This window comes from Desulfobacter sp. UBA2225, from assembly GCF_002348205.1.
Classification (GTDB): Bacteria; Desulfobacterota; Desulfobacteria; order Desulfobacterales; family Desulfobacteraceae; genus Desulfobacter; species Desulfobacter postgatei.
Genome location: NZ_DDYV01000151.1, coordinates 1 through 10,946 on the forward strand (window position 1 = coordinate 1; position 10,946 = coordinate 10,946).

9 protein-coding genes are annotated in these 10,946 nt (G+C 50.5%); 5 read left to right on the forward strand and 4 right to left on the reverse strand.

What is annotated here, in order from left to right:
• Together B3D59_RS07825 and B3D59_RS07830 are read right to left on the reverse strand one after the other, a co-directional pair.
• A partial coding sequence (locus tag B3D59_RS07825) for an acyl-CoA carboxylase subunit beta (protein WP_286818774.1) occupies positions 1 to 766 on the reverse strand: 766 nt, incomplete at its 3' end.
• Positions 767 to 866: 100 nt separating this feature from the next.
• Positions 867 to 1,616 (reverse strand): DUF6125 family protein, encoded by a 750-nt coding sequence (locus B3D59_RS07830; RefSeq protein WP_286818775.1) that lies wholly within the window; start codon positions 1,614 to 1,616, stop codon positions 867 to 869.
• Positions 1,617 to 2,320: 704 nt separating this feature from the next.
• On the opposite strand from B3D59_RS07830, the gene B3D59_RS07835 reads away from it, so the two are divergent.
• Positions 2,321 to 2,641, forward strand: coding sequence for a DUF5320 domain-containing protein (locus tag B3D59_RS07835; protein WP_286818776.1), 321 nt, complete (start codon positions 2,321 to 2,323; stop codon positions 2,639 to 2,641).
• Positions 2,642 to 2,853: 212 nt separating this feature from the next.
• Here the strand turns inward: B3D59_RS07835 and B3D59_RS07840 are convergent, their stop codons facing one another.
• Entirely contained in the window at positions 2,854 to 4,767 is a 1,914-nt protein-coding gene (locus B3D59_RS07840) for a tetratricopeptide repeat protein (protein WP_286818777.1), read from the reverse strand.
• A 401-nt stretch (positions 4,768 to 5,168) separates the two neighbouring features.
• The gene (locus B3D59_RS07845) at positions 5,169 to 6,230 is read right to left on the reverse strand and encodes a porin (protein ID WP_286818778.1); all 1,062 of its coding nucleotides are present in this window, start codon (positions 6,228 to 6,230) and stop codon (positions 5,169 to 5,171) included.
• Between the two features lie 265 nt (positions 6,231 to 6,495).
• Here B3D59_RS07845 and B3D59_RS07850 point away from each other — a divergent pair, with 265 nt between their 5' ends.
• The 4 genes from B3D59_RS07850 to B3D59_RS07865 form a co-directional block, all read left to right on the forward strand.
• Positions 6,496 to 8,001 (forward strand): efflux transporter outer membrane subunit, encoded by a 1,506-nt coding sequence (locus B3D59_RS07850; protein ID WP_286818779.1) that lies wholly within the window; start codon positions 6,496 to 6,498, stop codon positions 7,999 to 8,001.
• 16 nt (positions 8,002 to 8,017) lie between these two features.
• Positions 8,018 to 9,322: an efflux RND transporter periplasmic adaptor subunit gene (locus tag B3D59_RS07855; protein WP_286818780.1), complete on the forward strand. Its 1,305-nt coding sequence runs from the start codon at positions 8,018 to 8,020 to the stop codon at positions 9,320 to 9,322.
• A 4-nt stretch (positions 9,323 to 9,326) separates the two neighbouring features.
• A complete protein-coding gene (locus B3D59_RS07860) occupies positions 9,327 to 10,058 on the forward strand; it encodes an ABC transporter ATP-binding protein (protein ID WP_286818781.1) in 732 nt (243 codons plus the stop codon).
• A partial coding sequence (locus B3D59_RS07865) for an ABC transporter permease (RefSeq protein ID WP_286818782.1) occupies positions 10,055 to 10,946 on the forward strand: 892 nt, incomplete at its 3' end. The genes B3D59_RS07860 and B3D59_RS07865, both read left to right, overlap by 4 nt.

The window sequence follows — 10,946 nt, forward strand, 5'->3', positions numbered from 1 at the left end:
GATCTTCCATGTTGTTGGACGGCAGGAATGATAAAAGCTGCTTGATCTGTTCAATACAGTCTTCATCAGACTCACAGGCGAACTGGGCTACCCCGGACTTTTCGTTATGGGTCATGGCACCGCCAAGTGCCTCGAAGGAAATTTCCTCACCGGTGACCGCCTTGATAACGTTGGGCCCGGTGATGAACATATAGGAAGATTCCTTGACCATAAAGATAAAATCGGTCATGGCCGGAGAATACACTGCCCCGCCGGCCGTGGGACCCATAATGGCCGAAATCTGAGGAATCACACCCGAAGCCGAGGAGTTACGAAAAAATATTTCGCCGTAACCGGACAAGGCGTCAATCCCCTCCTGAATCCGGGCACCCCCGGAATCGTTCATGCCGATAACCGGTGCGCCGGCTTTTATCCCCAGATCCATGACTTTGCATATCTTTTTAGCCTGCATTTCGCCCAGAGATCCGGCCGAGGCCGTAAAATCCTGGGCATAGGCAAAGACCAGACGACCGTCCACCTTTCCATGACCGGTGATGACACCGTCTGCGGGAATTTCCTTGGTTTCCATGCCAAAATTGCTACACCGATGGGTCACAAACATGTCCAGTTCCCTGAAGGTTCCGGCGTCAAACAGCAGGTTAAGACGCTGCCTGGCGTTAAGAACGCCTTGCTCACGCCGTTTAGCCAGGGCTTTTTCACCGCCCATGGCCTTGATCTTTTTCTCTTTCTGCCTTAATTCCTGAATTTTGTCGGAAGAGACTCCCATAATTCCTATTTCTTCTTAAAATTTTATAGTTGTATAAGTGCTTTGTTTATTTGACTGTTTTTCTCAAACTGAAGAAACCTAAGACACCGGGATTAAAACATCACGGTGTCAGGGTAAATCGCCATGCGCAAAACCACGTTTCAGGATGGGGATCCGGCGGGCACCCGATACATTCGGTTTTAATTCTGTCATCAACGCCTTCGGCAAAACGGGCGTATTCAACAAGACCGCCGGACTTGCAGGGATAATCATCCAGGCCCTTGCGCATTCTTGCCCGCTGGACCCTGCATTCATTCATCTGAAAAATAAAACTGTCGGAAGTTTCCTCTACAATGCTCTGCTCGTTGATAAATGCGTACATCCTCAAATTCAGCGCTTTTTTCAACCCCTCAAGTCCAGGATGTTTGCCCAGACCCAGAATCTTTTTTATGCGGTGGGCTTCGAAGGGGGAAAAACGGGCCCAGCAGGAGTCATTGCACCGTTTGGCATCGTTCATGCCGTGCTCAAACTCCACAGCCTGAAACCAGACCCCGTCATTGGCCAGCCAGGCTTTTCCCACGGCTGCCATCAATTTTTCGGTTGTAGCGTCATCCAGAGACATCAACGCTTTGGGCATGCCCTGTTCCAGTTCAAAACCCAATGTGCTGGACAGATGTTTCATGAGGCTGGCAATTGAAGATTGTGTGGCCTTATCCAGCGCGGTAAGTGCCTTTTCCATCCCCATCTGGTGCTGAACCTCATTGAACCAGAGGCCGTAGTGGACAACAATACGGGTAAACATGTCGATCAGTTGGGTTTTCTGCATATCAGGGGTAAGATCCTGAGCTTGGAACGGAGTTGAATCTTGCATGAATCGTCCTCCTTGTTAAACGTTTGCCCACAAATTACTCAAAGTCTGACCCTGTGTCAAGATGCTTTGTTCAACAGAACAGGGTAACCGAATATAGCTTTTTTTAATCTATTTTCTTGTTTTTTTTACCACGAAGGAGCCGAAGTTCACGAAGATATCAGGGACTTAAACTTTTTCTCCTTCGTGATCTTCGTGGTGAATTAAATGATAAAACGTATTTGATATTTACATTACTTTTACATCCGAATGTTCTAAATTTTAAAAAAGCATCAAGGCGGGCGGGGATCCGGGCATTCCGAAAAAAAAGAAATGTTCCCAACACAAATCCTGCCAGGGTGCCGGATACCCACCCGGTATAAGCAGTCAGTTCCAGGAGCATGACAAACTGCCGGGTCAGACGTTTCCGGGTAAAGGACATCCCTGATTTTGGATATATGAAACAAATAATGATCATTTGACCATTATTTTTTATTGACACCACGGCATAGCGACCTATATTATGGTCAAATGATCAAAACAAAAAAAAGAGTAGTACTCAGACAAATTATTGATGAGGGGGTAAAGTTAGCTGAAATAAACTGATCGCAGTCAGTGGGACAAGATATTACAACATCCGGGGAGCAGGCCGTTGAAGATGCAGCCGGCCCCCTTAACAGACAGGGTGAAAAACCCTGGTAAAAATAAAAATGAAAGGAGAAAATGTCATGACAGGATTTAATCAGAGAGGACCACAAGGATTGGGACCCATGACCGGAAGGGGTCTTGGTATTTGCGGAAACCGCAACATGGCCGGTGCCGGATATGGTGCAAGTTATGGAGCCGGATATGGCGGTCAGGGATACGGTCGTGGATTTGGCGGTGGAGGCCGTGGTATGGGTCGCGGCATGGGCCGTGGATTTGGTTTCGCTGGTGCCCCTGTGTCCGGGCCGGCAAATGAAGCTGCGCTCCAGGACAGGGCCAGGATGCTGGAAGAGGAGCTCAACGCCATTAAGGCCCAGCTCAATACCACATCCGAGGACGAATAATCATAGATACAGCCCCGGGTAAAAAGGGAACCCTTTGTCACCCGGGGCATCTACAAAAAAGAAATCAGCCGTCGGGCGGCAACTCCGACGGCTGATTTCTTAAGGATAATAAGGAGGTTATTCAGCCAGTTTTTTCGAATTCAAAATTGGCATTAGAAACAACCTACCATAATTCTATAATTTGTCAATAAAAAAGTTTTTCTGACATAACTTTATCTGATTTTTGCCAAAATGCGCGATGCCCATTTGTCATCACCCAGACGACCTTTAACGCTGGTGCCTAACTGAGATAATGTATCATTGGTCAAGGCATTGCGCTCGGCATCTTCATACACAGCAGCCGCGTTCTCTGCATCCTGGGCGTCGATCAAAAAGGTTTCAGCCAAAAAGACCTGGTCGCTGAATTCGGTCAATTTCTGGCGACCCAGGACCAACAGTTCTGAAAGCATGGTCTTGTCCGCAGTCTGCTGTTTCACCAACGCCACCAGACCCGCATAATCCTGCTTGGTGCGGCAAAGGCCTTCGGCGGATTTATACAGATCCAAAGCCCATTCCCTGTTTCCAAGCAGTTTCAGGATAGCACTACCTGCAAAGGTATAGTCGTAAACGGTCTTGGCCTTGCCGGCTACGGCACCCACAAGTTTTTGTGCCCACTCTTTGTCCTTAAACTTCTCAATGGCTACAGCGGCAAGCTTGATGAGATCGCCGTTGCCGGCAGCCTTTGTCTCTAAACCTTCATAGATCTGTTTTACCCAGGCACTGTCCCCAAGGGTATCCTGGATGGCATTGGTCAGGGTATTGTAATCACCAAAGCTCTTGCATTTGCCCAGAAGTGCCGTATAGATCTCTTTGATCCATTCCGCATCCTTAAGATCAGCATGAATGGCGGCAGCCAGCTTGATGAAATCGCTGAAATGAATGGTAAGTTTTTCGGACTTTTTGTACAGTTTGGCTGCATAAAAGGTATCACCCGTGGCTTTAACCACTTCACCGGCCAGGATGCGCATGGGTGTACAAGTTTTGATCTCATTTTCCTGGAGGGCAAAATCATCGTACAGTTTTCCGAACTCTTCACGTTTGGCTTTCTGAAAAGCAATGGCGTCTGTCCATGCTTTGTCATCCTTGGCCACCTCAAGAATGGCACCAGCAGTTTTAAGGAAATCCGCATTATTTTTCACGGCAGCCTGGGCCTGTTTCAATACAGGCAGGGCAGCAGCGGTATCACCCAAATCCTTGGCCATGGCCAGGGCCATGGAAACCAGCTGTGTACAGTCGGGATTAGTGGCGGCGGCTTTCTGGTAAACACCTGAAGCAAAGGCTTTCTCACCGGTATTCTCGAAACTTGCCTTGGCCAGTTTGAGGTATTCATCAAACTTTGTATACTGGGCTTCTGCTTTCTTATATACAGACAAGGTAAATTCATTGTCATCCAGCTGTTCCTTGACGATTACGGCAAACTTGAGCAGTTCATCCCCTTTTTCCAGGGACCCAACGGCTTTTTCATAAATGGCCCGGGCAAAATCCTTATCACCCAGATCTTTTATTGCGCCTGCGGCAAGGGCGCTGAATCCGTCAGCCGTAGTGGCGGCAGCGATGCCTTTTTCGTAAATCTCCTTGGCCTGATCCTTATCCTTGGTGCTGTCCAGGATGGATTTGGCAAAGGATACAAAATCTTCCGGTTTGGTACATTTTGCAAAAGCCTTGTCCATAACCTGTTTGGCCATGTCCGGATCGGTTTTTATCAGCTGGTTGCTCAGATTGAGGAAGTCGGTGAGCTTGGTGCATTTGCCCATGGCAGCCTCATTCATCTCCTTGGCCATATCCTCCAGGCCAAGTTTACCTGCAGCAGAGCCAAGGCCGATGAAATCTGCCGCACTCATGCACAGCATTTTGGCGTTGGAAAGAAAATTGCCCACCACGTCATCGTCACCGATAATCTCTTTGGCCGCCTCGGCGTAAACCACGGCCTCATCATAGGTCTGGGCCCATTCAGCACCCGCTTCCATCAGTTCAACCGCCCAGTCCTTGTCATCCAGGCCTGCTACGATCTCTTTGGCCACACCAATATACTCTTCCGGTGAATCACAGCTTTCCGCTTTCTCTTCCAGTTCTTCTTTGAGTCCCATAATCTCTCCTTATTTGGTTTTGTTTAATGATTTACGGGTATTATTCGTCAATTAATTATTTTTAACGGGAAACGCCCGTCAGCACGCAATCATTCCATGGGGTAACCAGAAATATATAAACTTCCACGACTCTAATAACATACTGATATAAAAACAGACAATGGGGATTTTGAATAAAGTTAAATTTTTTAAGGATCGAAGATGGAATAAACTGGCCAAAATTACGCCGACCAGTATAAAACCTGCAGAAAAACATTTGATTGTGAACGCCCCTTGAGGAAATCTATCACAGGGTCGAATTTAAAGAGCTGGTATCCCGGTATAGAGATTTGAAGGCTGCCGATTTTAAAATCGGCAGCCTTTTATAATTCAGGCAGTTTTATATGTATAACTTTTTTAATTTAGAATGCGATTGCCCAAGCAGCACCGAAGTAGAAAGTTTCATCCTCACCGGTTTCTCTCTCATCAATCATACCTACTTCAGGGGTAACCGTAACACCCGGAGCCAGGGTAATGGGAGCCTGCAAATAATAGGACTGAGCAATATTACTTTCGCTTCCGGTCCAAGCATTATCATCAATTTCATCATGGATATAACCATAACCGGCTTCAAGGGTGAGCATGTCATTAACGGCGAAAGTCACACCAATGGTACCGCCAATGGATTCACAATCGTAAACCTCATTACCGTCATACATGGCCAGTCCTTGGTATCCAGTGGCACTATCAACACCCATATTACCCATATTCTGGCCCCATACAAATGTAGCAAAGACACCAAATGCACCAAAGTTCAACTGTGTACCAAGGCCAATCGTGTAGGCATCAATATCTTCATTATCATCAATTTCAAACGTGTTATAACCACCGGCAATCTGGAACTCACCCATATTAAAAGTAGATTTGTAACACAGCGCGATCATGGGGATTGCAGCTTGTGTATCGTAGAGCGCAATATCATCGTTTGTAAGAAAAGCCGGTGAAACCCAGGCATTTTTTTCAGGATCTATCACAGCAATAGAAAAATCGCCAAAAGTCAATTTTACTTGAGTAATCTCGCTCTGGTCAAAATCACCGAATCCACCAAGACCAAGATCTTCCTCTTCCCCAGCCACAAGTTGATTGGAGTAAGCAACATTGATTGGGGAAAGAGCCTTACCAACCGTCAGGATGCCGGAACCAAAATTCCATTCACCATAGAGCAAAACAATATCAGTCACGCCATCCGCCGTACCATATTCAAAACCAGCAGTCAGCTGATCGGATACTTTTACTTCGGCACCAATTGCGGCGGCTTCATACAGACCTTCAATAAACTCGGTATCGCCGTCGTCCCCACCAATTTCGTCGGTTTCAAACCAAACCGTATAAATCTTAGCTTCCCCGTAAAAATTCCATTCTGCTGCATACGCAGGACCTGTCACCAGCGCGAGTACCAAAGCAGCTACAATAATTTTTTTCATTTTTTCTCCTTTTAGGATTTAAAAACATTACATCCAAATAACCTGAGTGATTCGTAGCAATCACCATAAAGTAATGATAGACTAACTATATTCAGAAAGGGTTTCTTTTCATACTGCACAAAGTTTGTCAATCAATATTTAAAAGTATACGCCTTTGCCAAAACATATTGACGATATAATCCGGCTCCATTATTCTTACCATGCGTCAATCGGAAGCGCCCCCTGTCTTTATTTTTAAGGCTTTCAACGCCAAAGGATTTGGTTCATGCCAAAACGCTTTTTTTTTCTGTCAGACACCCCTTGGTCAGACATCTGTCTGATTTTTATTTTTATTACACTTTTCACAGGCTGCAAAGCCGTGGGACCGGACTACAAACCGCCGGATCTTTTCCCTGAAGGATCCTGGCATGCCCCTATGCAAAAGGGGTTGGCCCAAGCACCGGCGGCCCCTGAACAGCTGGCGCAATGGTGGACGGTACTCGACGACCCGGTGCTTACGGAGCTGATTTCCCGTGCGGTTCAAAACAACCTGGATATAAAACTCGCCCTGGAGCGCATTCGCCAGTACCGGCTGCTCAAGGGAATTGAAGAGACAGACAGGCTGCCCACCGTCAATGCCTCGGGCGGGGCCTCCTGGACCGGCACCAGCAATGAGGACGGCACCGGCACCACTACAAAATCTTACAGCGCCGGCCTGGATGCAAGCTGGGAAATTGACCTGTTCGGGCGGATCCAGCGCGCCATTGAAGCTGCTGACGCAACGCTTTCAGCCAAACAGGAGGCACTGCGGGACGCCCTGGTCAGTCTTGTGGCGGATCTTGCAGACAGTTATATTAATGTACGCACGGCCCAGATACGCCTGAATGTGGTCCGGCAGAGCATTGACTCCCAAGCTGAATCCTTCCAGCTCACCCAGTGGCAGAACCAGGCAGGCCTGACCGATGAACTGGATGTCCACCAGGCCCGGTACAGCCTGGAAAGTGCAAAAGCCCAGATTCCCGCCCTTGAATCCACCCTGTCCGACGCCATGAACCGGGTGGCCGTACTCTCGGGTCTTGCCCCCGGCACCCTGAACGAAAAACTGGCATCGCCCCACCCCCTGCCCGCTTTACCGGCGACCATTGCCGTGGGTCTTCCCGCAGATGCCCTGCGAAGACGACCCGATATCAGAGAGGCCGAATACGAACTCGTTGCGCAGACCGCCCAGGTTGGGGTGGCCACGGCAGACCTTTACCCCAAACTGACCCTGTCCGGCTCCATTGGTGTGGATGCCCTAAGTGCTGCCGCACTCATTGACAATACCTTAGATCCATCCCACTGGGCGCGCTCCCTGGCCGCAAGCCTGTCCCAGACCCTGTTTGACGCAGGCAGCATCCGTAAAAATATCGAGGTCCAAAACTCTTTGCAGAAACAGGCCCTAATCCAGTACGAAACAGCTATCCTGTCCGCCCTGGAGGAGGTGGAAAATTCCCTGGTGGCCTATGCCAAGGAACAGATCCGGCTGGAACACCTGACGGTTGCGGCCCAACAGGCCCTGATTGCCGAAGACCTGGCCAAAAAGAAATACGAATCCGGCCTGATTGATTTCACCACGGTGCTGACATCCCAGCAGACCGTATTATCCTATGAAAGTGATCTTGCGACAAGCCAAGGGAGCTGTGTCTCCAACCTGATCACACTTTACAAGGTCCTTGGCGGGGGCTGGACCCCGATCGCATCCGACGCCCCCAAAGGCGGACAAAACAAGTCTCAAATAGAGTCAACCCCCTAACATCTCTGGAGTTCCCATGGATTTAACCGATGATATCAATGCCACTTTAAAAAACACCGGCCCCAGAAAAAAGGGCAAAAAGCGTATCTTTATAATTCTTTTGATTCTGATTGTCGCCGCAGCAGGGGCATATTTTCTTCTGGAGTCCAAAGGCCGACCGGACGAGGGTATGGGGGTGGATCCAGGCATCACGTTTAAGACATCTCCGGCCGCAATCACCGATATTCACGTAACGGTTTCCGCCACTGGCACCCTGGAACCCACCAATGAGGTGGAGGTGGGCAGTGAATTATCCGGCACCATCCAGGAGGTTTTTGTGGATTACAATGACCGGGTCACCGTAGGCCAGCTCCTGGCCCGGCTGGATATCACGGATCTGCAGGCCCAGGTGCGCAAAAGCAGGGCATCTCTGGCATCGGCCCGGGCATCGGTACGCCAGGCCCAGGCCACGGTGGAAGAGACCGACCGGAAATTAAAAAACCTAAAAAAAGTCCGGGAATTGAGCGGCGGCAAGGTCCCGGCCCAGACCGATATGGATGAAGCCCGGGCCAACTACACCCGGGCCCTGGCCGACCGCGCCATGGCCGAGGCAAGTGTCGCCGAGGTCCAGGCATCTTTGGACAGCACCTTAACCGAATTGTCCAAGGCGGATATCATCTCCCCCGTAAACGGGGTGGTCCTGACCCGGGACATTGAAAAGGGGGCGACCGTGGCCGCCTCATTTGAGGCCCCGGTGCTGTTTACCCTGGCAGAAGATTTAACCAAAATGAAGCTGAACGTGGATGTGGATGAAGCAGACATCGGTGTGGTCAAGGAAGGACTTGACGCCCGCTTTACCGTGGATGCCTATCCCAAACGCAAATTTGAAGCAAAAATACTGCAAGTTCGGTTCAATGCCACCACCACGGACGGGGTGGTCACCTATGAAACCATCATGACCTGTGACAACGCCGATTTAGCTTTGCGCCCCGGCATGACGGCCACGGCAGACATTATTGTTAAGCAGGCCGACCAGGTATTGTCCGTACCCAGTAGCGCCCTGAGATTCTCAATGCCCAAGCCCGAAGAGAACAAAAGCAGCCCATCGCTGTTAAGGATGTTCATGCCCGGCCCACCCAGGCCCGGCGACCGGTCGGCCAAACATGTCACCATCACAGGCGGCAATAACCAGGATACCATATGGATTCTGGACAAAAACAAGCGGCCAAGGCCTGTACCTGTAAAAACAGGCTTAAGTGATGGCATCAACACCCAGATTCTGGAAGGCGAGATCACCCGGGCCTCTGAAGTGATTGTTTCCGCAACCACAAAGGGAAAATGACGCCATGGCTGAAAAAGGACACCCTTTGATCTCCCTGACCCGGGTCACCAAGGCCTACGGCAGCAACGAAGCCAGGATCTTTGCGCTGCGCGGCATTGACCTGACCATTGACTCCGGGGAATTTATTTCGGTGATGGGGCCGTCAGGCTCGGGCAAATCCACCTGCATGAACATCCTTGGATGCCTGGATACCCCCACATCGGGCCAGTACACCTTTGGCGGGGTGGAAGTCAGCCATATGAGCCGCAAACAACTCGCCACCCTGCGCAGATTTTACCTGGGCTTTGTATTCCAGGGATTCAACCTGCTGAACCGGACCACGGCCATGGAAAATGTGGAACTGCCCCTGGTGTACAGGGGAATACCGCCTAAAGAACGCAAAGCGCTGGCGCGCAAGGCTCTCGAACAGGTGGGGCTTGCAGGACGCGAAGCCCACACCCCCGGCGAGCTCTCCGGGGGACAGCAGCAGCGGGTGGCCATTGCCCGCGCCATTGCCACCACCCCGTCGGTATTATTTGCCGACGAACCCACGGGCAACCTGGACATGGCCAGAAGCCATGAGATTATGGAACTTTTAAAACAATTGAACCGGGAAAAGAAAATCACCGTGGTCATGGTCACCCATGAATCAGATATGGCCGCATACTCGGACCGAATTGTTTACTTTGTGGACGGCCGGGTGGCAGACATTGAAAACGGGCATGCCTCGACAGGAAAAGGAGGTCAGGACCGATGATCTGGAACACTTTTATCCTGGCTTTGCGGGGCATCCGGCGCAATGTCATGCGCTCGGTGCTCACCATTTTAGGCATCATCATCGGCGTGGCCGCCGTGATCACCCTTGTGACCATCGGCAACGGCACCACGGCCCAGGTGACCCAGCAGATCGCGGCCATGGGCACCAATGTACTGCTCATTAGCCCGGGCCAGCGCCATGGACCCGGCGCGGCCTCGAGCGCTCCGAGTTTTTCCGTTAAAGATGTCCAGGCCATTGAAGAGCATATCACTGATCTGGCCGGTGTGGCCCCGTCCGTATCCGTATCTGCCGTGGCCGTGGTGGGCAACCAGAACTGGAGCACCACCATTACGGGCACCACCAACGATTTTTTTGCGGTACGCAACTGGACCATGAAAGCCGGACGAACTTTTTCCGAAAATGAGATCAACTCTGGACGAACCGTGTGTGTGGTGGGGGACACCCTCAGAGAGAACTTGTTTGGGGACGGGGAGCTTGTGGGGCAGAAACTTCGACTGGGCAAGGTATCCTGTCAGATCATAGGCCTTTTAGAGGCCAAGGGCAACTCCTCCATGGGCCGGGACCAGGATGATTGTGTGATCATGCCCATGAAAGCGGTCCAGCGCCGTTTTTCAGGCAACAAGGAGATCCCCTTTATCCAGGTGGCAGTAAAAAGCGACGCCTCCACCACTACGGCGTCAGCCGCCATCCAGACGCTTTTAAGAAAACGCCGGCATCTATCCGATAATGAAGAGGACAATTTCAGGATCATGGACACCAAGGAGCTTGCCACCATGCTCACCTCCACCACCAAAACCATGACCGCCCTGCTTGGTGCCGTGGCTGCGGTCAGCCTTCTGGTCGGGGGTATCGGTATCATGAACATCA

Bases quoted from the DNA above. Each gene is read 5' to 3' on its own strand.
- B3D59_RS07830 (WP_286818775.1), bottom strand. From the start codon at position 1,616: ATGCAAGATTCAACTCCGTTCCAAGCTCAGGATCTTACCCCTGATATG.
- B3D59_RS07835 (WP_286818776.1), top strand. From the start codon at position 2,321: ATGACAGGATTTAATCAGAGAGGACCACAAGGATTGGGACCCATGACC.
- B3D59_RS07840 (WP_286818777.1), bottom strand. From the start codon at position 4,767: ATGGGACTCAAAGAAGAACTGGAAGAGAAAGCGGAAAGCTGTGATTCA.
- B3D59_RS07845 (WP_286818778.1), bottom strand. From the start codon at position 6,230: ATGAAAAAAATTATTGTAGCTGCTTTGGTACTCGCGCTGGTGACAGGT.
- B3D59_RS07850 (WP_286818779.1), top strand. From the start codon at position 6,496: ATGCCAAAACGCTTTTTTTTTCTGTCAGACACCCCTTGGTCAGACATC.
- B3D59_RS07855 (WP_286818780.1), top strand. From the start codon at position 8,018: ATGGATTTAACCGATGATATCAATGCCACTTTAAAAAACACCGGCCCC.
- B3D59_RS07860 (WP_286818781.1), top strand. From the start codon at position 9,327: ATGGCTGAAAAAGGACACCCTTTGATCTCCCTGACCCGGGTCACCAAG.